The 23,519-nt window shown below is 72.7% G+C and carries 24 protein-coding genes and 1 pseudogene; 18 read left to right on the forward strand and 7 right to left on the reverse strand.

Going from position 1 to position 23,519, the window contains the following annotated elements; genetic code table 11:
- Positions 1–72 precede the first annotated feature (72 nt).
- From AB0J40_RS23540 to AB0J40_RS23555, 4 genes and pseudogenes are all read left to right on the forward strand, one after another.
- Complete coding sequence (locus tag AB0J40_RS23540; RefSeq protein ID WP_364456477.1) at positions 73–1,041, forward strand: aldo/keto reductase; 969 nt, start codon at positions 73–75, stop codon at positions 1,039–1,041.
- 91 nt (positions 1,042–1,132) lie between these two features.
- On the forward strand, positions 1,133–2,143 hold the full coding sequence (locus tag AB0J40_RS23545) for a hypothetical protein (protein WP_364456479.1): 1,011 nt from the start codon (positions 1,133–1,135) through the stop codon (positions 2,141–2,143).
- The gene (locus tag AB0J40_RS23550) at positions 2,140–2,364 is read left to right on the forward strand and encodes a DUF5703 family protein (protein ID WP_086678081.1); all 225 of its coding nucleotides are present in this window, start codon (positions 2,140–2,142) and stop codon (positions 2,362–2,364) included. The genes AB0J40_RS23545 and AB0J40_RS23550 overlap by 4 nt, the downstream gene beginning before the upstream one ends.
- 3 nt (positions 2,365–2,367) lie before the next feature.
- Positions 2,368–2,912 (forward strand): annotated as a pseudogene (locus AB0J40_RS23555) (endonuclease/exonuclease/phosphatase family protein); the annotation flags it as partial.
- Between the two features lie 101 nt (positions 2,913–3,013).
- Here the strand turns inward: AB0J40_RS23555 and AB0J40_RS23560 are convergent.
- From AB0J40_RS23560 to AB0J40_RS23585, 6 genes are all read right to left on the reverse strand, one after another.
- The gene (locus tag AB0J40_RS23560) at positions 3,014–3,760 is read right to left on the reverse strand and encodes an SRPBCC domain-containing protein (RefSeq protein ID WP_364456481.1); all 747 of its coding nucleotides are present in this window, start codon (positions 3,758–3,760) and stop codon (positions 3,014–3,016) included.
- On the reverse strand, positions 3,750–4,349 hold the full coding sequence (locus AB0J40_RS23565; RefSeq protein ID WP_364456483.1) for a helix-turn-helix domain-containing protein: 600 nt from the start codon (positions 4,347–4,349) through the stop codon (positions 3,750–3,752). The genes AB0J40_RS23560 and AB0J40_RS23565 overlap by 11 nt, the downstream gene beginning before the upstream one ends.
- Before the next feature lie 32 nt (positions 4,350–4,381).
- Positions 4,382–5,275 (reverse strand): alpha/beta hydrolase, encoded by an 894-nt coding sequence (locus tag AB0J40_RS23570; RefSeq protein ID WP_364456485.1) that lies wholly within the window; start codon positions 5,273–5,275, stop codon positions 4,382–4,384.
- Positions 5,275–6,597 (reverse strand): M20/M25/M40 family metallo-hydrolase, encoded by a 1,323-nt coding sequence (locus tag AB0J40_RS23575; RefSeq protein ID WP_364456487.1) that lies wholly within the window; start codon positions 6,595–6,597, stop codon positions 5,275–5,277. Before AB0J40_RS23575 ends, AB0J40_RS23570 begins: the two co-directional genes overlap by 1 nt.
- 76 nt (positions 6,598–6,673) lie before the next feature.
- On the reverse strand, positions 6,674–7,237 hold the full coding sequence (locus AB0J40_RS23580) for a hypothetical protein (RefSeq protein WP_364456489.1): 564 nt from the start codon (positions 7,235–7,237) through the stop codon (positions 6,674–6,676).
- A 90-nt stretch (positions 7,238–7,327) separates the two neighbouring features.
- Entirely contained in the window at positions 7,328–7,981 is a 654-nt protein-coding gene (locus tag AB0J40_RS23585; protein ID WP_364456491.1) for a GntR family transcriptional regulator, read from the reverse strand.
- 118 nt (positions 7,982–8,099) lie between these two features.
- Between AB0J40_RS23585 and AB0J40_RS23590 the strand changes: the two genes are divergently transcribed.
- From AB0J40_RS23590 to AB0J40_RS23645, 12 genes are all read left to right on the forward strand, one after another.
- Positions 8,100–8,855, forward strand: coding sequence for an aldolase/citrate lyase family protein (locus tag AB0J40_RS23590; protein ID WP_364456493.1), 756 nt, complete (start codon positions 8,100–8,102; stop codon positions 8,853–8,855).
- Positions 8,852–10,168: an MFS transporter gene (locus tag AB0J40_RS23595; RefSeq protein ID WP_364456495.1), complete on the forward strand. Its 1,317-nt coding sequence runs from the start codon at positions 8,852–8,854 to the stop codon at positions 10,166–10,168. The genes AB0J40_RS23590 and AB0J40_RS23595 overlap by 4 nt, the downstream gene beginning before the upstream one ends.
- Positions 10,165–10,956 (forward strand): carbon-nitrogen hydrolase family protein, encoded by a 792-nt coding sequence (locus tag AB0J40_RS23600; RefSeq protein ID WP_364456497.1) that lies wholly within the window; start codon positions 10,165–10,167, stop codon positions 10,954–10,956. Before AB0J40_RS23595 ends, AB0J40_RS23600 begins: the two co-directional genes overlap by 4 nt.
- 79 nt (positions 10,957–11,035) lie before the next feature.
- Positions 11,036–11,899, forward strand: coding sequence for a TetR/AcrR family transcriptional regulator (locus AB0J40_RS23605; protein WP_364456498.1), 864 nt, complete (start codon positions 11,036–11,038; stop codon positions 11,897–11,899).
- On the forward strand, positions 11,899–12,792 hold the full coding sequence (locus AB0J40_RS23610) for a 3-keto-5-aminohexanoate cleavage protein (RefSeq protein ID WP_364456500.1): 894 nt from the start codon (positions 11,899–11,901) through the stop codon (positions 12,790–12,792). The genes AB0J40_RS23605 and AB0J40_RS23610 overlap by 1 nt, the downstream gene beginning before the upstream one ends.
- The gene (locus AB0J40_RS23615; RefSeq protein ID WP_364456502.1) at positions 12,785–13,714 is read left to right on the forward strand and encodes a 3-hydroxyacyl-CoA dehydrogenase NAD-binding domain-containing protein; all 930 of its coding nucleotides are present in this window, start codon (positions 12,785–12,787) and stop codon (positions 13,712–13,714) included. The genes AB0J40_RS23610 and AB0J40_RS23615 overlap by 8 nt, the downstream gene beginning before the upstream one ends.
- Entirely contained in the window at positions 13,707–14,129 is a 423-nt protein-coding gene (locus tag AB0J40_RS23620) for a thioesterase family protein (RefSeq protein ID WP_364456504.1), read from the forward strand. The genes AB0J40_RS23615 and AB0J40_RS23620 overlap by 8 nt, the downstream gene beginning before the upstream one ends.
- A gap of 33 nt (positions 14,130–14,162) precedes the next feature.
- Positions 14,163–15,722: an ABC transporter substrate-binding protein gene (locus AB0J40_RS23625; protein ID WP_364456506.1), complete on the forward strand. Its 1,560-nt coding sequence runs from the start codon at positions 14,163–14,165 to the stop codon at positions 15,720–15,722.
- Position 15,723: 1 nt separating this feature from the next.
- Positions 15,724–16,680, forward strand: a complete 957-nt coding sequence (locus tag AB0J40_RS23630) for an ABC transporter permease (protein WP_364456508.1) — start codon at positions 15,724–15,726, stop codon at positions 16,678–16,680.
- Entirely contained in the window at positions 16,677–17,570 is an 894-nt protein-coding gene (locus AB0J40_RS23635) for an ABC transporter permease (protein ID WP_364456510.1), read from the forward strand. Before AB0J40_RS23630 ends, AB0J40_RS23635 begins: the two co-directional genes overlap by 4 nt.
- Positions 17,567–19,114, forward strand: coding sequence for an ABC transporter ATP-binding protein (locus tag AB0J40_RS23640; protein WP_364456512.1), 1,548 nt, complete (start codon positions 17,567–17,569; stop codon positions 19,112–19,114). Before AB0J40_RS23635 ends, AB0J40_RS23640 begins: the two co-directional genes overlap by 4 nt.
- Positions 19,111–20,145, forward strand: a complete 1,035-nt coding sequence (locus tag AB0J40_RS23645) for a serine hydrolase domain-containing protein (RefSeq protein WP_364456513.1) — start codon at positions 19,111–19,113, stop codon at positions 20,143–20,145. Before AB0J40_RS23640 ends, AB0J40_RS23645 begins: the two co-directional genes overlap by 4 nt.
- A gap of 1 nt (position 20,146) precedes the next feature.
- On the opposite strand, the gene AB0J40_RS23650 is transcribed toward AB0J40_RS23645, so the two are convergent.
- Complete coding sequence (locus AB0J40_RS23650; RefSeq protein ID WP_364456515.1) at positions 20,147–21,154, reverse strand: LacI family DNA-binding transcriptional regulator; 1,008 nt, start codon at positions 21,152–21,154, stop codon at positions 20,147–20,149.
- Positions 21,155–21,334: 180 nt separating this feature from the next.
- Here AB0J40_RS23650 and AB0J40_RS23655 point away from each other — a divergent pair, with 180 nt between their 5' ends.
- Both AB0J40_RS23655 and AB0J40_RS23660 read left to right on the forward strand, forming a co-directional pair.
- Positions 21,335–22,315 carry a hypothetical protein gene (locus AB0J40_RS23655; RefSeq protein WP_364456517.1) on the forward strand — a complete coding sequence of 327 codons (981 nt, stop codon included), beginning with the start codon at positions 21,335–21,337 and terminating at the stop codon, positions 22,313–22,315.
- Positions 22,316–22,337: 22 nt separating this feature from the next.
- A complete protein-coding gene (locus AB0J40_RS23660) occupies positions 22,338–23,513 on the forward strand; it encodes a CaiB/BaiF CoA-transferase family protein (RefSeq protein ID WP_364456519.1) in 1,176 nt (391 codons plus the stop codon).
- The last annotated feature ends 6 nt before the right edge of the window (positions 23,514–23,519 follow it).

Consider the following 23,519-nt stretch of genomic DNA (forward strand, 5'->3'; position numbering starts at 1 on the left):
ACGGGGGCCTTGATCGCGACACGACTCACCTTGGTCTCCTCCGGACGGGGCAGCCCACTAGGCTCGGCGGTCGTGGAAAAGCGACTGCTCGGCCGCTCGGGACTGCGCGTCTCGCGGATGGCGCTCGGCACCATGACCTGGGGTGGCGACACCGACGCGGAAGAGGCCGCCAGCCAGCTGGTCGCCTTCGTCGACGCCGGCGGCACCCTGGTGGACACGGCCGACATCTACGGCGAGGGCGAAAGCGAGCGGGTGCTCGGCTCGCTGCTCGGCGACCTCGTGCCCCGCGACGACGTCGTCCTCGCGACGAAGGCGGTCGCCCGGCGCACCGACGGCCCCTTCGGCGGCGGCGCCTCCCGCGGCGCCCTGCTCAGCGCGCTCGACGGCTCGCTCAAGCGGCTCGGCACCGACCACATCGACCTCTGGCAGCTGCACGCGTGGGACACCTGCGTGCCGATCGCCGAGACCCTCGCCGCCCTCGAATACGCCGTGACCAGCGGGAAGGTCCGCTACGTCGGCGTCTCCAACTACGCGGGCTGGCAGCTCGCGACGGCCGCCGCCGGCGCCGCCGCGGTCGCCCCGATCGTCTCCACCCAGGTCGAGTACTCGCTCCTGGAACGCGGGGTGGACCGCGAGGTCGTCCCGGCCGCCGAGCACCACGGCATCGGGCTGCTGCCCTGGGCGCCGCTGGGCCGCGGGGTGCTGACCGGCAAGTACCGCACCGGCACGCCCGCCGACTCCCGCGGCGCGAACAGCGCGTACGCCGGCTACGTCGAGCACCACCGCACCGACCGGGCCGCCCGGATCGTGCAGGCCGTCGCGACCGCCGCCGACGGGCTCGGCACGTCGCCGCTGGCCGTGGCGCTGGCGTGGGTCCGCGACCGGCCCGGCGTCGTCGCCCCGGTCGTCGGCGCGCGGGACACCGGTCAGCTCACCGGCTCGCTGGCGGCGGAGGAGATCACCCTCCCGCCCGCGATCCGCTCGGCGCTCGACGACGTCAGCGCCATCGAGGTCGGGTACCCGGAGCGCTGGCCGCGCTAGGTGTCTGTTGGGTGACATGCACGTGACGGCAAGACGATCGTGGAGGATGCTGGTGTTGACCGCCCGTCGAGGGACACCTGGAGGCAGCAACGTGCGTCGGTTCGCCGCCGTGTCGTGGATCGCGATCCCGCTCGCCGGTGTCCTGGCGCTTTCGGGCTGCTCGTCGGCCAAGACCGACAACAGCGACGAACTGCAGATCGTCGCGAACCCCGTGGCGGCGAAGCCGGCGGTCTCCCCCGCCGTGACCGTGCAGCCCGCCGGTCAGGTGCTCGCGACCGGGCCGGTGTCCGCCCTGGCGGTCGCCGACGGGACCCTCGTCGTCGCCCTCGACCAGCCGCCGTCTTTGCGGCTCTACGACTTGAACGCGCTCGCATCCGCCCCAGTGAATATGCCGTTATACGGCAAGGCGGAGAAGCTGAGCGTGGCGCCGGGGCGGGTCGAGATCGCGGAGCCGGCGCAGGGTGTGGTGCAGCAGCTGTCGTTGCCGGACCGGAAGCTCACGGAGACGAAGACGGGCGGGCAGCCGGCGTCGAGCATCGCCTACGGCGCCGACCGGCTGGTGGCGATGGGGCCGGCGAAGGACATCCAGGTGCTGCCGGCGACGGGTCCGGCGCGGACGATCGGCGGGCAGCTCTACAGCGCCGACGACGTCGTCGACACCGGGAAGGGTGTCGTCGTGCTGGACCGGCTGCGGACCGCGGTGTTCTCGGTCGACGTCGCCGCGGGGAAGGTCGACGAGGGCCTGCGCGCGGGCGACGGCGCGGCGAACGCGGTGGCGGACTCCTACGGGCGCGTGCTGGTGACGGACGCGCGCGCGGGGGCGCTGATCGCGTTCTCGGCGTCGCCGCTGATCATGCGCCAGCGCTACCCGGTGCCCGGGGGCGCGTACGGGATCGCCTACGACGCGCGGCGGAGCCTGGCCTGGGTGACGCTCACCGAACGCAACGAGGTGGTGGGGTTCGACGTCCGCGGCGGCGAGCCCGTCGAGAAGTACCGGTTCCCCACCGTGCGCCAGCCGGACTCGGTCGGGGTGGACGAGAAGAGCGGCCGGGTGTTCGTCGGCTCGGCCGCCGGAGAAGGGACCCAGGTGATCCAGCCATGACGACGGTCAGCGAGGCGGTGGTCGAAGGGGATTGGGAGTATCGCCGCCTGCACCTCCCCCCGGGCGTGTCCCGGCGTGCGGCGGCGATCCAGCTCTCCATCCACGCGGAGTTCGCGGGCTGGGAACTGCGCACGGTGCGGCTCTACGCCGACGGCACGCGCAGGGTCTGGTTGCGCCGCAAGAAGACGAAGGAAAGCCTGCCGGGCGCGCTGCCGACCTAGGCGATGGCCGATCCCCTCCAGCCGTACGGGCCGCTGATCGGCTCGCGGCTGCGGCTGGTCACCTGGAACGTCTGGGGCCGGTTCGGGCCGTGGGAACACCGGCAGGCCGCCATCGCCGCGGCGCTCGCCGAGCACGCCCCGGACGTCGTGGCGCTCCAGGAGGCGTGGTCGGCGGCCGAGCGCGATCAGGCGCGGGAGCTCGCCGCGGCGGGGCTGCCCCACCACCGGTTCTCCGGCGACCGCGCGGAAGGCGGCGTGTCGTCGGGCAGCGCGGTGCTTTCCCGCCGGCCGATCGGCACCGTCGAACCGTGGGTCCTGCCCGGCCCCGCCGGGCACGAGGGCAGTGCGGTCCGGGTCGACATCGACGGCGGCGGGTGCGCGAGGCCGGCCGCGGCGCGTTGACCGTGGTGTGCGGCGACTTCAACGCCGCACCGGACCGCGACGAGATCCGGCTGCTCACCGGCCGGGCCGCGGGCGCCGGGGTGTGCCGGCACGACGCCTGGGAGTTCGCCGGCACCGGCCCGGGGCACACCTGGTCCACCGCGAATCCGTGGGCCCCGGCGGCGTTGCCCCGTGACCGGCGCGTCGACTACGTCTTCTCGACGTCGTTCCGCCGGGGCGGTGCTGGCCGAACTGCGCTACTGACCCGTCACCCGAGCGCGCGGGCCAGCCACGCACTCCAGTTCTTCTCCTCGACTTCGGCGTCCGCTCCCGGGGTGAAGAGGTGGTGGGAGGCGACCATCGGGCCGTGGAAACCGCGGAGGAAACGGATCATCGCGTCGGCCGTGCGGATGCCGGCCGTCTGGTCGTTGACCGCGTAGACGACGCCGTCTTCCGGCGCGCGGCCGTCGAGGACGAACCGCACCCGGTCGCCCGCCGCGGGCCGCGAAGGCAGGCCCAGCGCCGTGCCGAGTCGCGCCCACGCCGCGTCCCAGTCCCCCACCGGCGGGCCGAACGCCGTCACCGGGACCGCCGTCCGCCCGGCGAAGTGGGTCACGTACTCGGCCAGCGTGCGGAAGAACATCGCGTTCCCCGTCGTCATCGCCTCGAACTCGTCCTCCCAGTCGTCGCCGGGCAGGAAGCCGCTGGTGACGCACCGGACGACCGTGCTCCCCGTGTCGCGGCCCTCGATGAGGAACTCGTAGGCGATCGTCCGCCCGTCCGGGGCCGGGTCGCTGCCGTAGACGAGCTTTTCGAGCGGCTCCCACTCCCGGATCCGGTATTCCGGCCGGTACGCGCCGAAGGCACCGCGGACGACGCCGCCCGTGCCGCCTTCGACCTCGTTGCGGCCCATGAACCACGAGTCGATGCCCGGCCCGGTGGCGATGGCGTCCCACACCTGCGCCGGCGTCGCGTCGACCTCGGCGACGTCGGTCAGCTCGAACTCATGCCCCACTGGCGGTCTCCTCCGGGACGCTCGGGTGGACGGCCACGACCACCCGGTGCGGACGGCCCTTCTCGGCCGTTTCGTCGTGGTACTTGCCGACCAGGGTGGTGACCGCGGTCGCGAGCTCTTCGGCGAACGCGGCGCGGTCGGCCGCGGAGGCGAACCGGATCTCGCCGTCGAGCGCGAAGGTCGCGACGCGCTGCTTGGCCTTGGCCGCGCCGGTGATCAGCACGCCGACGTCCCGCACCAGCCGGCCGGCGACGGCGAGCAACCAGCGGGCCGAAAGCCGGTCGGGCGACTGGGCGGGGTCGGGCTGGACGGCGGCGAGCGCGGCCGGCGAGATGACGTACGACGACGCCGTCGCCCGCATCATCCGCTCGGTGACGTTGCCCTTGCGCCGTTCCTCGACCAGCTCCACCAGGCCGTGCGCTTCCAGGGCCCGCAGGTGGTAGTTGACCTTCTGGCGCGGCAGGTCCACGCGCGCGGCGAGCATCGTCGCCGATGCCGGCTCCGCCAGTTCGGCCAGCAGCCGGGCGCGGATCGGGTCCAGCGACACCTCGGCCGCGGCCGGGTCTTCGATCACCGCCACGGAGAACATGGGCCCAGCATCGTCGCCGAACAACTATGTTGTCAAGAACTCTCGCCTTGTCGGTGACCGGCGTTGACCAGGGCGACGACCCGCGGCAGCACCTGCGCCGCGGCTTCCAGGGGCACGACGTGGCCGACGCCGGGCAGCACCACCGCCGTCCCGTCGTCGAGGCCGCCGACCCACTGCTCGACGTCGGACGCGCGCACGATCCGGTCGCGCTCCCCCACGATCGCCGTCACCGGCACCCCGCTGACCTGCGCCAACGCCGCGTCCCGGGCATAGGCGTCCAGCGCCGGGCGGAACAGCGCCACCGTGTGCGGCCAGTTGCCGCGGATCATCTTCACGGTCAGCTCGACCAGCTCCGGGTCCGGGTCGTCGCCGAAGAGCCACCATCGCAGGCCCGCGCTGACCGCCCGGCTCGTGTGCTCGCGCACCACGCCGAAGAGCTTCGAACCGAGCACCGCCTCGAGATCGCGGGCCAGCTTGCCCAGCGCGTTCGGCCACGCCGCCGAGACCTCCGTCGCGAGCGTGCCCGACGACGTCGCGAGCAGCACCAGCCCCGACACGCGCGCCTCGAACAACGCCGGGTGCCGCTGGGACAGCGACATGATCGCCAGCCCGCCCATGTCGTGTCCCACCAGGACCACCCGGCCCTCGGGCACTTCGCGGGCGAGCAGCTCGGCGAGGTCGTCGCCGAGCTGCGCCATCGTCGCGGTGCCGCGGCGCGCCCGTCCCGACCCGCCGTGGCCGCGCTGGTCGTAGGTCAGCACGGCCACCGGCCCGTCGGCGGCGTCCGGCACCAGCGGCGCGATCCGGCCCCAGCTGCGCTGGTCGAGCGCGTAGCCGTGGACGAACACCACGGTCACCGGCGCGGCCGGGTCGCCCCTGCGCACCACCTGCAGGGACGTGCCGTCGGCGAGCGCGAACGCGGTCATCAGCTCGTGCGCAGGAACCGGTCCAGCACGCGAGTGCCGAACTTCAGCGCCTCGACCGGGACGCGCTCGTCGACGCCGTGGAACAGCGCCGAGAAGTCGAGGTCCGCGGGCAGCTTGAGCGGCGCGAACCCGAAGTTGCGAATGCCCAGCTCCTGGAACGACTTCGCGTCCGTACCGCCGGAAAGCATGTACGGCAGCGTCTTCGCGCCCGGGTCCTCGGCGAGCACCGCGGCGGTCATGGCGTCGACGAGGGCGCCGTCGAAGGTCGTCTCGACCGGCGGGAGCTCCATCCACTCCTTCTCGATGTCCGGGCCGAGCAGCTCGTCCAGCTCCCGGTCGAACGCCTCCAGCCGGCCCGGCAGGATCCGGCAGTCGACCGCGGCTTCGGCGACCGACGGGATGACGTTCGACTTGTACCCGGCGGTGAGCATGGTCGGGTTGGCCGTGTCTCGCAGCGTCGCGCCGATCATCCGGGAGATGTTGCCCAGCTTGGCGACCGAGCCTTCGAGGTCGTCCTCGGGGAAGTCCCAGCCGGTGATCTCGGTGACGCCGGCGAGGAACTCCTTCACCGAGTCGGTGAGCACCAGGGGGAAGCGGTGGTTGCCGAGCTTCGCGACGGCCTCGGACAGTTTCGTGACCGCGTTGTCGCGGTGGATCATCGAGCCGTGCCCGGCGGTGCCGCGCACGCGCAGCTTCATCCAGCGGATGCCCTTTTCGGCCGTCTCGATCAGGTACGCGCGGACGTCGTCCTTGAGCGTGATCGAGAAGCCGCCGACCTCGCTGATCGCCTCGGTGACGCCCTCGAACAGCTCGGGGCGGTGCTCGACGAGCCACTGGGCGCCGTACTTGCCGCCGGCTTCTTCGTCGGCGAGGAAGGCGAAGACGAGGTCGCGCGGCGGGACGACGCCGTTCAGCTTGTAGTGCCGGGCGAGCGCGAGCGCCATCCCGCACATGTCCTTCATGTCGACCGCGCCGCGGCCCCAGACGTAGTCGTCCTGGATCGCGCCGGAGAACGGGTGGACCGACCACTCCGAGGCGTCGGCGGGCACGGCGTCGAGGTGGCCGTGGATGAGCAGCGCGCCCCTGCTCGAATCCGCCCCGGGCAGCCGGACGATCACGTTGTGCCGGTTCTTCCCGCCCGACTCGACGTAGGTGATCTCGTAGCCGGCGTCGGTCAGCTTCTCCGCGACGTACTCGGCCGCCGCCCGCTCGCCGACCAGCGTGTCGGGGTCGCCGGTGTTGGTCGTGTCGATGCGGATGAGCTCGCTGGTCAGCGTGACGGCCTCGGCCGCGGCGGCTTCGATCAGGTTCGGTTCGGTCACCGGCCATTCCTATCATTCGCGGGGCCGGTACCGCTGGCCGCGCGCCTGGTGGGACCGTCGCTGCCCGGCGAGCCGATCACACCGCCAGTTCGAAGTCGCTCACGTACCAGGCGCCGTCCTTCTTCGTGAGTTTCAGGGTCAGCCGGAACGAACCGGTGTCCCCCGTGGAGCCGACCAGCTCGAGCTCGCGCAGCGACCTGCCGCCGATCTTGATCGAGGTGTCCGACGCGGTCGCGGTGTCCCCGTTCACCTCGACGCCCTCGGTTTCCACCGCCGCGCCGGTGTCGACGCCCGGTTTCGCCCAGGCGTCGTGCAGCTTGCCGAGCGTCTTCACGGCCTTGCCGTCGCTCGCGCACAGCTTCTCCGGATCCGCCGCGCCGGCCGCGGCCACCACGGCGCTCGATCGGCAGGCCGCGGCGTAGTCCTTCGTCAAGATCTGCGAGACCCAGCCGGTCACCGCCGCTTCCGGGGTCCGTGCGGCACTCGCGGCGACCTCGCCGGCCGAGGACGGCGCGGGAGCCGCGGCGGACGAGACCGCCGCGGGAGCCGGCACCCCGGTCCCCACGGTTTCCGCGGTGCAGCCGGCCGATACCGGCAGCAGCACCGCGCCCGCCACGGCGAGCAGTCCCGCGCGGGCCACGCGCCCCGCACCTTCGGTTCTCCGGGTTTCCACTCGCGCGCTCCTGTCCGCCCACCGTCGATGCGCGGACACCCTAGTACCGCAACGGATTCAGCCGCGGTCCAGGGCCGACACCACTTCGGACACCGGGCGCAGGTGCTGGTTCAGGATCCGCAGCGCCTCTTCGGCGTCGTGCGCGTCCAGCGCGGCCACCAGCGCGCGGTGCTCGGCGTCGATCACCGGCAGCCGCTCCGGCCGGGCCTCCAGGGCCCGCACCGCGACCCGCTGCTGGCGCGAACGCAGCGTGTCGTACAGCTCGGTCAGCACGGAGTTGCCCGCCGCGTTGACGATCGCGCGGTGGAACGAGCGGTCCAAGCCGGACACCGCGAACCAGTCGCGGGCCTTCCCGGCGCGGTCCATCTGCTCGATCAACCCGGCCATCTCCGCGGGCGCCCCCGCCCGGGCCGCGCAGACCTCGCCGATCGCGTGCCCCTCGATCAGCCGGCGGCTCTGGTACACCTCCTCCAGCTCGCGGGCGGTGACCGTGCGGACCTGCGCGCCCTTGCGGGGCAGCAGGCTGATGAACCGCTCGGCCTCCAGGCGGTGGAACGCCTCGCGGACCGGCGTCCGGGACACCCCGACCACGCCGGACACCCACTGCTCGTCCAGGAACCGGCCGCCTTCGAGCTCGCCCGCGATGATCCCGTCGCGCAGCCAGGCGTACACGCGGTCCCGCGCCGGCCCGGCCGGTGCGCTGGTCGTCATACCTCTCCCCTCGTCGTCCCGGCGGCCAGCTTAGCGTCTGGACCCACAGATATCCATCGTGTATACACGGTGCACACAACGACCGGAACTACCGTCGTGAGCGCGCAGGAGGTTCCCGATGTCCCCAGTCCCCGCCGACCGGCGTTACGCCGTCTGGCTCTCCGATCCCTCGTTCGCCGCGGCCGAGATCGCCCGCGGGATCGGCTACGGCGCCGCCGTCCTCGACATCGAGCACGGCGCGTTCGGCCTGGCCGACCTCGAGCGGTTCGTCCCGTTCCTGCGCGCGCTCGGCCTGGAGGTGCTCGCCAAGGTCCTCGGCCCCGAACGCGGGCCGATCCAGCAGGCCCTCGACTTCGGCGCCGACGCCGTGGTCATCCCGCACGTCGAAAACGCGGCGCACGCCAAGGCCGTGACGGCGTTCGCGAAGTTCCCGCCGCTGGGCGACCGCAGCTTCGCGGGCGGGCGCACCACCGGCTACCGCGGCTTCACCGACGAATGGGTCACCGCGCAGGACCGCGGCACCCGCTGCCTGCCGATGATCGAGGACGCCGGCGCCCTCGAGGACGTCGCCGAGATCCTCGCACTGGACACAGTGGACGGTGTCTTCGTCGGCCCGTCCGACCTGTCGCTGCGCCGCGAACGCGGGGCGTACACGCGGGAAGAAGGCGACTTCGCCGACCTCGAGCGCGTCGCCGACGCCGCCCGCGCGGCCGGGAAGCCGTGGGTGCTGCCCGCGTGGAGCCGAGAAGAAAAGGAGTTCGCCCTCGCCCACGGCGCCGGGCAGCTCGCACTGACGATGCAGCACGGTGCCCTCCTCGCCGGGCTCACTGCCGCGTTCGAGGAGACCACGTCGCTCGCGGAGCGGGCGCGATGACGACCACGGTCCGCACGGCGACCCGGAAGAAGGCCCGCTGGACGATCGCCGGCGTCCTCGGCGTCGGGTCGTTCGTCAACTACGTCGACCGCGTCAACCTCTCGATCGCCGGGCCCGAGATGATGCGCGAGTTCCACCTCAGCGCGGCCCAGCTCGGCGTCGTCGCCTCCGCGTTCCTCTGGACATACGCGGTGCTGCAGCTGCCGATCGGCGCGATCCTCGACCGGATCGGCGTCCGCTGGGTCAACCGCGCGGCCGCCGCGCTCTGGGCGATCGCGTCGTTCCTGACGGCGTCGGCGGGCGGCCTCGGCCTGCTCCTGGTCTCGCGGCTGGTGCTCGGCTTCGGCGAAGCGCCCACGATCCCGGCGGGCTGGAAGGCGATCGGCCAGTGGTTCCCGCGCTCCGAACGCGGCCGGGCAACGGCGATCTTCGACGGCTGCGCCAAGATCTCCAACGTCCTCGGCATCCCGGTGATGGCGTTCCTCGTGACGGTGTTCAGCTGGCACGCGGCGTTCGTCTTCACCGGCGTCCTCAGCCTCGGCTACCTCCTCGTCTGGTGGCTGCTCTACCTGACGCCGAAGCAGGCGCTCGAACGCGGGCGCCTGTCGCCCGAGGAGTTCGCGTACCTGCGCGAGGGCGGCGCGGACGACGAAGACGCGCCCGCGCCGAGTTCGCTCACCGGCCTGGGCCACCTGCTGCGCCGCCGCAAGACCTGGGGTCTGGCGCTCGGGTACGCGTCCTACACCTACGCCTACTACGTGCTGCTGACCTGGCTCCCGGGCTACCTGGAGAAGCAGTTCGGCGTGAAGCTGCTGGCCGGCGGCTTCTACACGATGATCCCGTGGCTGGTCGCGGTGCTCGCACAGTTCCTCGTCGGCGGGATCGTGCTGGACCGGCTGATCGCCCGCAGCGGCGACGAGACCAAGGCGCGGCGGATCGTGCTCGTCGTGAGCATGCTGGTCTCGCTGTCCGTCGCGGGGGCCGCCTACGCCGGATCCGTCGCGGTGGCCTTGGTGTTCCTCTCGATCGGGGCCGCCGGGCTCGCCGTGTCGGTGCCCGCCGGGTCCAGCATCGTCGCGGTCATCGCGCCGGAAGGCTGCTCCGGCACTCTCGGCGGGCTGGTCAACTTCGTGGCCAACATGATCGGCATCGCCGCCCCGATCGTGACGGGCGCCGTCGTGGACGTGACGGGCTCGTTCGCCGGCGCGTTCCTCGTCACCGGCGTGGTGCTGCTCGCCGGGATCTTCTGCTACACGGTCGTACTCGGCAAGCTCGACCGCATGCCCGCCGCTCCCCGGAAGGAAACCGCATGACGCACGTGGCACTGGCGCAGTACGCGCCCGGCGACGACAAGGCCGCCAACCTCGCCCTGATCACGAAGCTGGTGGGCGACGCGGCCGACCGCGGCGCGCGGGTCGTCGTACTGCCCGAGTACGCGATGTTCACCGTCCCGGCGAAGGACCACCGGTTCGTCGGGTCCGCCGAGGCGCTCGACGGCGAGTTCGTGACGGGCCTGCGCTCGCTCGCCGCCGCCCGGGACGTCACGATCGTCGGCGGCATGAACGAGCGGCTCGACGATTCGCGGATCTCCAACACCCTCGTCGCGGCCGGCCCGGGCGGGATCGCGGCGCTGTACCGCAAGATCCACCTGTACGACGCGTTCGGCTTCCGCGAGTCCGACGTCGTGCGCGCCGGTGAGATCACCGAGCCGGAGACCTTCGAGGTCGAGGACATCCGCTTCGGCCTCCAGACCTGCTACGACCTGCGCTTCCCGGAGGTCACGCGGCGGCTGGCCGACGCCGGCGCCGACGTCGTGCTGCTGCCGGCCGAGTGGGTGCCCGGGCCGCTGAAGGAATACCACTGGAGCACGTTGATCCGCGCCCGCGCGATCGAGAACACCCTGTACGTCGCCGCGGCGGGCCAGGCCGCGCCGACGGGGTCGGGCACCAGCATGCTGGTCGACCCCATGGGTGTCGTCGTCACCTCGCTCGGCGAGCAGACGGCGGTGGCCGTCGGCGAGGTGTCCGCCGAGCGGATCGCCGAGGTGCGCGCGAAGAACCCGGCGCTGGCCCTGCGGCGGTTCACCGTGGTGCCGCGCTGAACTCCGGCAATCTTGCGCTTCGACTGACTCATCAGTCAAGGATTGCGATTATCGCAACGCGGGGTTACCGTCTCCTGGCATGGACGAAACCGCCGAGCTGCGGGACCGGGTCCGCGGACTGGTCAAGGCCATGCCGGGAGCCCAGCGGGAGTTCGCCGCCGCGATCGGGCTCGACGAAACGAAGCTGTCCAAGGCGCTGAACGGCACCCGCCGGTTCTCGCCGCACGAACTGGTCCGCGTCGCCGAGTACTGCGGCGTCACGGTCAACTGGCTGCTCAACGGCAGCGACGACGCGGTCACCGTCACGGCGGTGCCCGCGCCGGCCGCCCGCCCGGCGAGCGACGACCCCGACCACCTCGCCCAGTCCGAACCGCGCCGCCGCATCCTGGAGACGGCCTGGGCGCTGATCGCCGAACGCGGCTACCACAAGGTGCGCATCGCCGACATCGCCGAGGCGTGCGGCACGAGCACCGCGGCCATCCACTACCACTTCCCGAGCAAGACCGAAGTCCTCAACGAAGCGTTGCGGCGCAACGTGAAGCTCGCGTTCGACCGCCAGGTGGCCGAGCTGCACTCGATCGCCGACGCGCACGACCGGCTGCTGCGGCTGGTCGAGCTGCAGCTCCCGGCCGACGGCGTCCTGCGCGCGGAGTGGTCGGTGTGGCTGCAGGTGTGGAACGAGGTCGCGCTCGACCCGTCCTTCCGTTCGCTGTACCACGACTCGATCGGCCGCTGGGAGCGCACGATCGCCATGACCATCCGCTCGGGGTGCGAGCAGGGGGTCTTCTCGGTCGTCGACCCGGACGTGGCGACCACCCGGCTCACGGCGCTGATCGACGGCCTCGGCATCCAGGTGCTGACCGGCCGCCCGGGCAGCACCGCCGAAAGCATGCGCGCGCACCTGCACGACTTCATCGAGAGGTCCATCGTGAAAGGGGAATGATGAACCACGAGGTCATCGTCACCTGCGCCCTCACCGGGGCCGGCGACACCGTCGGCCGCAGCCCGCACGTGCCCGTCACGCCCGCGCAGATCGCCGCGAGTGCCGTCGAGGCAGCCAACGCCGGGGCCGCCGTCGTCCACATCCACGTCCGGGACCCCGAAACCGGCGCGCCCTCGCGGGACGTCGCGCTCTACCGCGAGGTCGTGCGGCTGGTCAAAGAGTCCGAAGTGGACGTCGTCGTCAACCTGACCGCGGGCATGGGCGGCGACCTGGTCATCGACCGGGAGGACCCGCTCAAGCCGGTCGACGGCACCGACCTCGTCAACGCTCTGGATCGCCTTCCGCACGTCGAAGAGCTGCTTCCGGACATCTGCACCCTGGACTGCGGGTCGCTCAACTTCGGCGAAGGCAGCCAGCTCTACGTGTCCACTCCGGACATGCTGCGCGCCGGCGCCAAGCGCATCCAGGAGCTCGGCGTCAAACCCGAGCTGGAGATCTTCGACACCGGGCACCTGTGGTTCGCGTCCAAAATGGTCGAAGAAGGGCTGATCGACGCTCCCCCGCTCTTCCAGCTCTGCATGGGCATCCCCTACGGCGCTCCCCCGGACCCCGGGCTGCTGCAGGCGATGGTGAACCTGCTGCCCGCGAACGCGCAGTGGGCGTCCTTCGCCATCGGGCGGGACCAGATGCCCTGGGTCGCGCAGTCGGTCCTGCTGGGCGGGCACGTCCGGGTCGGCCTGGAGGACAACCTGTACCTCGCCAAGGGCGTCAAGGCCACCAACGGCCAGCTCGTGGAGCGCGCCACCGGGATCGTCGAGGACCTCGGCGCCACGGTGGTAAGCGCTTCCCGCGCCCGCGAGATCCTCGGCCTGAAGGAGCGCGTCCATGCCTGAGACGGTCGCCTGCGTCGGCGCCGGCGTGATCGGCGGCGGCTGGGTCGCGCACTTCCTCGCCCGCGGGTTCCACGTCCGCGCCTGGGATCCGGAGCCGGCCGCCGAGGCGAAGCTGACCAGGCTGGTCGACGCCGCCTGGCCCGCCCTCACCTCGCTCGGCCTGGCCGAAGGAGCGAGCCGGGACAACCTCGTCGTCACGGCCACCCTCGCCGAAGCCGTCGACGGTGCCGTGTTCGTCCAGGAGAGCGCGCCCGAGGACCTCGCCCTCAAGCAAAAGCTGCTGGCCGAGATCGACGCCGTCACCGCGCCCGGGATCGTCGTCGCGTCCTCGACGTCCGGCTACGGCATGACCGAGATGCAGGCCGACGCCGCGACCCCGGACCGCCTGGTCGTCGGGCACCCCTTCAACCCGCCCTACCTGATCCCGCTGGTCGAAGTGGCCGGCGGCGGCCGCACCGGGAAGTGGGCCGTCGAGCACGCCGCCGCCTTCTACCGGCGCGTCGGCAAGACGGTGATCACCATGGACCGCGAGGTCCCCGGCTTCATCGCCAACCGGCTGCAGGAAGCGCTGTGGCGCGAGGCGCTGCACATGGTCGCGAACGGCGAAGCCACGGTCGAGCAGATCGACACCGCCATCACCGACGGCCCCGGCCTGCGCTGGCCGGTCCAGGGCCCGATGCTCACCTTCCACCTCGCCGGCGGCGAAGGCGGCATGGCCCACATGCTCGACCACTTCGGGCCGTCGCTGAAGTCGCCGTGGACCCGCCTCGAAGCCCCGGAACTGACCACCGCGCTGCGGGACGCCGTGGTCGAGGGCTGCGAAGACGAGGCCGGCGGACGCACGATCGCCGACCTCGTCGCCGAGCGCGACCGGGCCGTCATCGCGATCCAGCGCGCCGTCCGGGAGGCCCGCGATGGCTGAACTGTCCTACCGCGACCGCGTCCGTCCGGAGTGGATCGACTACAACGGCCACCTGTCCGAGCCGTACTACGTGCTGGTGTTCGGCGACGCGACCACGTTCCTCATGGACACCGCCGGCCTGGGCCCGCACCTCAGCGGCTCCTCGCTGTACACCGTGGAGGCCCACGTCCGGTACCTCCGGGAAGTGGGCCCGGACGCCGATCTCGAGGTCACGACCCGGGTGCTCGCCGCCCGCGGCAAGAAGGTCCGGCTCTGCCACGAGATGCGCGTCGACGGCGACCTCGTCGCCACCGAGGAGATCCTCGCGATCCACGTCACGGGCAGCAGAGCCTCGCCGCTCCCGGCCGCGGCCGTGGAGCGGCTCGAGCGGTACCTGAACCCGGTCCCGGACTACGCGGGGCGCGCCATCGCCTGACCCGAACACCCGCTCCCACCGGAAGTCCCCACCATGGAAGAGCGATGTAGCCCCCTCACCCGACGAAGGTTCCTCGCGGCCACCGGCGTCACGCTGCTGGCCGCCGGCTGCGGCACGACGTACGCCGCGCCCGTGCCGACCGGGCCGCCGCGCTCCGGCGGCCGGCTGCGCGTCGGCGTCACCGGCGGCGGCGCCTCCGACACCCTCGACCCGCACACCCCGGCGACCAACCCCGACATCGCCCGGGTGATCAACCTGTACGAGCCCTTGCTGGCCCGCGACCACGACTACCGGCTCGAGCCGCTCGTGGCGCGGTCGCTCACCGCGTCGCCGGACGCCCGGACGTGGACGGCCGTCCTGCGCGACGGCGTCCGGTTCCACGACGGCCGCCCGGTCACGCCGGCCGACGTCGTCGCCACCTTCAAGCGGATCACGGACCCGAAGGACCCCAAGAGCGGCGCGGCCGGCCTGAGCATGCTGGCCGAGGTCGTGCCGAGCGGAGACCGGGCCGTCGAGTTCCGGCTGAGCACGCCGAACGCGGGGTTCGACGACCTGCTCGGCCAGTACTCGCTCGGCATCGTCCCGGCGGACTTCGACCTGGCGCGCCCGATCGGCACCGGCCCGTTCAGGGCGGGCTCGTTCAGCCCCGGGCTGCAGAGCACGTTCCGCCGCAACGAGCACTACTGGCGGCCGGGACAGCCCTACCTCGACGAGCTGGTGCTGATCAACTTCGCCGACGACGACGCCCGGATCAACGCGCTGCTCTCCTCCCAGGTGGACGCGATCGACCAGGTGCCGGTGGCGCTGGTGGACGTCCTGAACAGCGATCCGCGGATCCAGGTGCTCACCGCCCAGACCGGCACGTGGCTGCCGTTCACCATGCGGGTCGACCGGCCGCCCTTCGACGACGTCCGGGTGCGCCAGGCCCTGCGGCTGGTCGTCGACCGCGAGCAGATGATCAACCAGGTCCTCAGCGGACAGGGCAGGCTCGGCAACGACCTCTACGCACCCTTCGATCCCGCCTACGCGAAGGAACTCCCGCAGCGCAGGCAGGACATCGCCGCGGCCAAGCGGCTCCTCGCCGAGGCCGGCCACTCCGCACTGGACGTCGAGCTGGTCACCGCGCCCATCCAGGCGGGCGCGGTCGAGGCGGCGCAGGTGTTCCAGCAGCAGGCCAAGGCCGCGGGCGTCACCGTCCGGATCCGCAAGCTCGACACCACGACGTTCTACGGCGAGAACTACCTCTCCTGGGACTTCGCGCAGGACTTCTGGTACACCCGCAACTACCTGCCCCAGGTCGCGAACGGCTCGCTGCCGAAGTCGCCGTACAACGAGACGCACTGGCACGACCCGGAGTTCGTCGACCTCGTCACCCGTGCCGGGTCCACAGTGGACCCCGCCGCGCGGACCGAACTGCTCAAACGGGCGCAGCGGATCGAGTACGAGCGCGGCGGGCTGATCGTTTGGGGGTTCGTCAACCAGGTCGACGCCCACCGGAAGTACGTCGCCGGGCTCGTCCCGGACCGCACCGGCGTCTCGCTGAGCGGCTACCGGTTCCGCGACGCCTGGCTCGGCACGAGCGGGGAGGCCTGAGATGACCCGCCTGATCCTGCGCCGGCTGCTCGTCAGCGTGCTCGTGCTCTGGGTGGTGTCCCTGCTGGTCTTCGTCGCGACGCTGCTACTGCCCGGCGACCCCGCGCGGGCCGTCCTCGGCCAGCAGGCCACCCCCGAGCGCGTCGCCGCGCTGCAGCACCAGCTGCACCTGGACCTGCCGGTGTGGCAGCGCTACCTCGGCTGGCTCGGTGGCCTGTTCACCGGTGACCTCGGCACGTCGACCTCGACCCAGGGCCCGGTGACGGCGCTGCTGGGCGACCGGATCTCGGCTTCGCTCGTGCTGCTGGCCGTCGCCGCGGTGCTGGCCACCCCGCTCGGCCTCGGCCTGGGCACGTGGAGCGCGATCCGCCGCGGCCGCGCCACCGACCAGGTCGTTTCCGGTGTCAGCCTGGTGATCGCCGCGCTGCCGGAGTTCGTCATCGGCGTCGCGCTCGTCGTGCTGCTCTCGACGACGGTGGTCAAGATCTTCCCGTCCGTCACGATCACCGCGCCCGGCGAGGCGGTGTGGGACCAGCCGGCCCAGCTCGTGCTGCCCGTGCTCACGCTCGTGCTGGTCGTCACGCCGTACATCACGCGGATGATGCGGGCGACCATGAACGAGGTCCTCGACAGCGGGTACGTCGAGATGGCGCGGCTCAAGGGCATGCGCGAGCGGACCGTGCTGGTCCGGCACGCGCTTCCGCACGCGATCGGCCCGGTCGCGCAGGTCGTCGCGCTGCAGCTGGCCTGGCTCGCCGGCGGGGTCGTGGTCGTCGAGTTCCTGTTCCGCTACCCCGGCATCGGCCAGGCGCTCATCGACGCCGTCGCCAAGCGGGACGTCGCCGTCGTGCAGGCGATCACGCTGCTCATCGCCGCGGTCTACATCGTGGTGAACCTGCTGGCCGACGTCGTCGGCATCCTCGCCACCCCGAAACTCAGGACGGAGGCCGGCCGATGACCGCCGTCGAACTCCCCGGCAGCGTCGCCGAAGCCGCCCCGCCCGCGCGCTCCGGCGGGCTCTTCCGCACCGCGTGGACGTTCCCGCAGGCCAAGATCGGCACGGCGCTCACCCTCGTGGTGGTGCTGATCGCCCTGCTCGGGCCGTGGCTGGGGCCGGTGCTCACCGGGCACACCACGACCGGCTTCGCCGGGAAGCCGTTCAAGCACGACGGCGTCTTCGGCACCGACGGCCTCGGCCGCGACGTGCTGACGAGGTTCCTGGCCGGCGGCACGACGCTGCTGCTCTACGCGGTGCTGGCCACCGTGCTCGGGATCGTGCTGGGCGCGCTGCTCGGCATGGTCGCCGGCTACGGCGGCGGGCGGCTCGACAGCTTCCTCATGCGCGGCAACGACGTCCTGCTCTCCTTCCCCCAGCTGGTGATCGCGCTGCTGGCGATCGCGGTGATCGGGCCGGAGGGCTGGCTGCTGGTGCTGGTCATCGGGCTGACGCACGCGCCGCGCACGGCCCGCGTCGCGCGGCAGGCCACCGTCGCCGTGGCGGGCCAGGACTACGTCCGCGCGGCCGAGATGTACGCCGTGCCGCGGTCGCGGATCCTGCTGCGGGAGATCCTGCCGAACATCACCGGCCCGCTCATGGTCGAGATCGGGCTGCGGCTGACCTACTCGATCGGGTACATCGCGTCGCTGTCGTTCCTCGGCCTCGGCATCCAGCCGCCGTCGGCCGACTGGGGCCTGATGATCAACGAGAACCGGATCGCGCTCGTCGTCCAGCCGTGGGGCGTGCTGCTGCCGGTGCTGGCGATCGCCGCGCTGACCGTGGGGACCAACCTGGTGGCCGACGCGCTGGGCACGGCCGCCGCCGGCCGGAAGCGGGAGGCCCGCGCATGAACGCCGCCCTGGAAGTCACCGGGCTCTCGGTCCGCACCACCGCCGGGGTGCCCGTCCTGGACGACGTCTCCTTCGCGGTCGCGCCCGGCGAAGTCCTGGCACTGGTCGGCGAGTCCGGGTCCGGCAAGACCACCGCCGGGCTCGCCGCGCTCGGGCACTTCCGGCGCGGGCTGACCGCGTCCGGCGGGCGGATCACCGTGCACGGCGAGGACGTCCTTTCGCTGGACGCCGCGGCCCGGCGGCGGTTGCGCGGCCGCACGGTCGCCTACATCCCGCAGGACCCGGCGCTGTCGCTCAACCCGGCGCTGCGGATCGGGCCGCAGATCGCCGAGGTCCTCGAAACCCACGGCTACCCCGGCTCGGTCGACGAGCGCGTCGGCGCGGTGCTGGCGGAGGTCGGGCTGCCGGCGGACCCGCGGTACCGGCGCCGCTACCCGCACCAGCTGTCGGGCGGGCAGCAGCAGCGCGTCGGCATCGCGATGGCGTTCGCGTGCCGGCCCGCCGTCGTCGTGCTCGACGAGCCGACCACCGGGCTGGACGTCGTCACGCAGTCGCTGGTGCTGAAGACCGTCCGGGCGCTGACCGCCGAACACGGCGTCGCCGCGCTGTACATCACCCACGACCTGGCGGTGGTCGCCGAGATCGCCGACCGGGTCGCGGTGATGTACCACGGCTCGATCGTCGAATGCGGGCCGGCTCCGGCCGTGCTGCGGACGCCGTCGCACGCCTACACGCGGCGGCTGCTCGACGCGGTGCCCGATCCGGACGCGGTCCGCGAGCCGCCGCCGGCCGAGGAGCCGGTGCTCGCGGCGAAGGGCGTGTCCGTCTCCTATGGACAGCACGTCGTGCTGCGCGGGGTCGACGTCTCGGTCGCGCGCGGCGAGTGCCTGCTGCTGCTCGGCGAGTCGGGCTCCGGGAAGACCACGCTGTCGCAGTGCATCGCGGGGCTCACGCGTGCCTACCGCGGGACGGTGTCGCTGGCCGGTACCAGCCTGGCGGTTTCGACGCGGCAGCGGTCGGACGAGCAGCGGCGCCGGATCCAGTACGTGTTCCAGAGCCCGTTCTCCTCGCTCAACCCGCGCCGGACGGTGGCCCAGTCGATCGAGGTGCCGTTGACGCGCCTGACGTCGCTGTCTCGTGCGGAGCGCCGCGCGCGGGTCGGCGAGGTGCTCGACCGCGTCCGGCTCGGGCGGGCGCTCGCCGACCGGTTGCCCGAGCAGCTCAGCGGCGGTGAGCGCCAGCGCGCCGCGATCGCGCGGGCGCTGGTCACCACCCCGGACGTGCTGGTGTGCGACGAGGTGACGTCGGCACTGGACGTCTCGGTGCAGGCGACGATCGTCGAGCTGCTCGGCGAACTGCGGCGCGAGCTGGGGATGGCGATGCTGTTCGTGACGCACAACATCGCCCTCGCCGGTGAGGTCGCCGACCGCATCGCGGTGCTGCGGGGCGGTTCGATCGTCGAGGAAGGTCCCGTCCGGACGGTGCTGGACGCACCCTCGCACGCCTACACGCGCGAGTTGCTGGCCGCGACGCCGCGCCTGTGAAGGGCACGGTGGCGCCGGGGTTCGAGCCGGTCCGGGACGCGTTCGCGACGGTGCTGGCCCGGACGTCCGGCGGGGCGGCGTTCAGCGTCGTGCGCCGGGGCGAGGTGCTGGTCGAGCTGTGGGGCGGGCCGGGCTGGACGCGGGACACGCTCGTCGTGCTGTTCTCCGGGACCAAGGGGATCGTCGCGACGGTCATGGCACTGCTGCGGATCGACCCGGCGGCGCCGGTGTCGCGCTACTGGCCGGAGTTCCCGTCGGGGGACGTGGCGCACGTGCTGTCCCACACGATCGGGCTGCCGTACGTCGAGGCGGACGTGCCCTTCCTGGACAACCGGGCCAACGCCGTCGCACTCGCCGCGCAGCGTCCACTGTGGACACCCGGTTCGCGGGTCGCCTACCACGCGGCGACGTACGGCTACCTGTGCACGGAACTGATCCGCCGGGTCACCGGCTCCTCGGCCGGCGCGGTCGTGCGTTCCCTGCTGGGCGGCTTCGACGTCCACCTCGGCACGCCGGCGGCGGAGGACCACCGCGTCGCGCGGCTGACGCGGTCGCCGGACTACCGGATCAGCACGTTCCTGCACGACCCGGCCCGGCGGCGGATCGTGGAGCGGATGTACCGCGGGCTCCTGGATCCCGGGACGATCAACTCGGCGGCGTACCGCCGGGCCGAGCTGGCGGCGGGCGGCGCGACCGGGACCGCGGCGGCGGTAGCGCGGCTGTACGACCGGATCTGCGCGGGCCTGGTCCCCGCTTCGGTGCTGGCGGAAGCGACGTCGACGTGGGCGGCGGGCACGGACGCGCTCAACGACCGGCCGGTCCACTTCGGACTGGGCTTCGAGCTGGCCGACCCGCTGGGAACGTACGGGCCGGCGAACGTGGCGTTCGGCCACTCGGGCGCCGGCGGCGGCCGCCACGGGGCGTGGCCGGAAGCGGAACTGGGGTTCTCGTTCACGACGAGCGAGCTCCAGCCCGAAGACACCGACCGGCGGGGCTCGCTGCTGCTGGCAGCGCTGGCGGAATGCCTCTGACTCAGGCGACCGTCGCGATCGTCTCGCCCGCCACCGGCGGGCACGGCAGCAGGCGGTGCGGCACCGGCTCCCCCGTCCCCGGCTCGACCAGCGACGCCAGCAGCCGCACCGCCGCCCGGCCCAGCGCCCGCCTCGGCACCTCGAACCCGCTGACCACCGGCCCCGCCGTCCCGCCGGGGGGCCGCCCGAGCACCGCCAGCGAGACGTCGCCCGGTACCGAAACCCCCGCCGCGCGCAGGGCCCGGCGCGTGCCCTCGAACACCGCGGACGTGTCGGTCTCTTCGACGACCAGCGCCGTCACGCCGTCGGCCAGCCAGCCCGCGATCGTCGCCGGCGCGAGGTCCGTGCCGTCGGTGCGGGTCACCGCCAGGGACAGGCCCGCGTCGGCCGCCGCGCCGCGCACCCCGCGTTCGCGGTCGCCCGACGAAGGCGCGTCGTCCGGCTCGCGCAGGTACCGGACGCGCCGGTGGCCCGCCCGCGCCAGCCGCCCGACCACCTCCGCCGACGCCGTCACGTAGTCCGCGCCCACGTGCGGGATGCGGCCGTCCAGCTCGGTGCGCCGTCCGATGCAGACGAGGGGGAAGCCCGCGTCCAGCAGGCCGGCGAGCGCGTCCACCGGGACGTGCCTGCCGAGGAACAGGCAGCCGTCGGCGAGGCGGGTGCGGCGGATCCGGTCGGGCGCCGCGCTCGACGCCGTGAACATGATCAGGTCCTTGCCGAGCGCGGCCGCCTCCGCCTCGACACCCGCCAGGATCGGGTAGCAGCCGTCGGCGATGTCCGGGAACGCCGGGGTGAACGTGTAGAGGCCGAGCAGGTTGTTGCGCGCGGACATCAGCCGTGAGGACACCGGATCGGGCACGTACCCGAGCCGTTCGGCCGCCTCCAGCACGCGCAGCCGCGTCCGCTCCGAAAGCCGGACCCCGGCGCGGTTGCCGCCCAGCACCACCGAGACCGTCGCCTGCGAGACCCCCGCCACGCGCGCGATGTCGGCCTGCCGGACCCTGCCCATCGCCACCTCGCTCGGAGTCAGCCGATCCGATCCAGCCTGCAAGCGCGCCCGGCGGGGAGTCAACGGGTTTGCCCGAAACTCCGGCAAACCTGTCCCGACCGTACTAATACGTATTACTCTCTTGTATCGCCCGGGTGGCCGTGGCACCGTCGCCGCATCCGAGACCTCGAAGGAGCGGTCATGACCCTCACCCGACGCGGCCTGCTGGCCGGCGCCGCCGCGCTCGGCGCGGGCGCGTTCCTCCCCGCCACCGCCACCGCGGCCCCCGCCGGCTTCCCGGACTACCGCTACCAGCGGCTCGCCCTCGTCAAGAGCAAGCTGCGCTACAACCCGACCGGCGAGCTGATCTTCCCGTGCATCCGCGGCACCAAGGGCCGCATCCCGGACGCGCTCGCCGCGTACTACCTCTACTACGCGCCCCACGACGCCCCGGGCGGGATCTGCCTGGCCTACGCGAACTCCCTCGACGAGGAGTTCACCGAGTACGCCGGCAACCCGATCATCGAGAACTCCTGGCCCGGCGAGTACTCCGTCAGCCACGTCTCCTCGCCGCACGCGCTGTGGAACGACGACGTCAACCGGATCTACCTGTACTTCCACGGCGAGAACACCGTCACCCGGCTGGCCAGCTCCGCCGACGGCATCCACTTCACCTACGAAAAGGAAGTCCTCTCGACGCGGCTGCAGCCCGCCGGCACCACCGAGACGTCCTACGCGCGGGTGTTCCGCCAGGACCTGCCCGCGAAGAACGCCCGGTACGTCATGGTGTTCATGCTGAACAACACCACGAACCACCGCGACATCGGCTGGGGCTGGTCGCCCGACGCGCTGAACTGGACGTTCTCGCAGACGCCGCTCGTGCGCCACACCGACGTCGGCGCGAACGACATCGGTGGCCCGCACCTGCTGTACCGCAACGGCAGCACGTACGTCGTCTACAACACCGACATCGCCCACGGCGGGAAGCTGATGATCACCGAGGTCGGCACCGACTTCTCCAAGCGAGACCATCTCGGCGTCTTCCACACCCCGCTCGCCGGCGCCCCGGACAACGGGCGGTCCGCGGCGCCCAGCTTCGGCACCTACCAAGGCCGCGAATACATGGTCTACGAGGCCGGCGAGCGGCTCGCCGGGAACATCGCCATCGCCCGCGCGATCTGACCTCCGGTGGCAGGATGCGGCCATGCGCTCCCTGCCCCTCGCCGGCGTCACCGTCGTGTCCTGCGAACAGGCGGTCGCCGCGCCGCTGGCGACCCGGCACCTGGCCGACCTCGGGGCCCGGGTGGTCAAGATCGAGCGGCCGGGCACCGGCGACTTCGCCCGCGCGTACGACGAAACCGTGCACGGCCAGTCCAGCCACTTCGTCTGGCTGAACCGGTCCAAGGAGAGCGTCACGCTCGACCTCAAGAGCGACGCCGCGGCAACGGTCATGACGGCCCTGCTCGACCGGGCCGACGTGTTCGTGCAGAACTTCGCCCCCGGCGTCGCGGACCGGCTCGGGCTCGGGGCGGCGGCCGTCCGCGCGTCGCGGCCCCGGCTGATCACGTGCTCGGTGTCGGGCTACGGCTCGAGCGGGCCCTACCGCGACGCGAAGGCGTACGACCTGCTCATCCAGTCCGAAGCCGGCCTGGTCTCGGTGACGGGCTCGGAGACCGAGCCCGCCAAGAGCGGCATCCCGGCCGCGGACATCGGCGCCGGGATGTACGCGTTCTCCGGCATCCTGTCCGCGCTCTACGACCGCGAACGCACCGGGCAGGGGACCGAGCTGGAGGTCAGCCTGTTCGACTCGCTGGTCGAGTGGATGGGGTTCCCGCTCTACTACGCCGGCTACGGCGGCACGCCCCCGCCGCGCACCGGCACGAGTCATCCGGCGATCGCGCCGTACGGCACCTTCGCCGCCGGCGACGGGACCGAGATCGTGCTGGCGGTGCAGAACGAACGCGAGTGGGCGGCGTTCTGCGAGCACGCCGTCGAGCGGCCGGAGTGGGTCACCGACGAGCGGTACGCCACCGGCAGCGCCCGCGTCGCCCACCGGCCGGAGCTGGAACGCGAGATCGACGCGATCTTCGGGCGGCTGACCGGCGCCGAACTGGAGTCGCGGCTGCGCCGGGGCCGGATCGCGCACGCGCGCCGCCGCGACCTGCCCGACGTCCTGGCGCACCCGCAGCTCACGGCGCGCGACCGGTTCGCGGAGGTGGCGACGCCGGGCGGGCCGGTCCGGGCCACGCTGCCGCCGATCACCGTCGCGGGCCGGGCGCCGCGGATGGACCCGGTGCCGGCGCTGGGCGAGCACACCGACGCGGTGCTGGCCGAGTTCGGGTTCGACGCGGCGGACCTGCGGCGCCGGGGCGTCGTGTAAAGGAGG

It is taken from the genome of Amycolatopsis sp. NPDC049691 (assembly GCF_040675005.1).
Lineage (GTDB): Bacteria > Actinomycetota > Actinomycetes > Mycobacteriales > Pseudonocardiaceae > Amycolatopsis.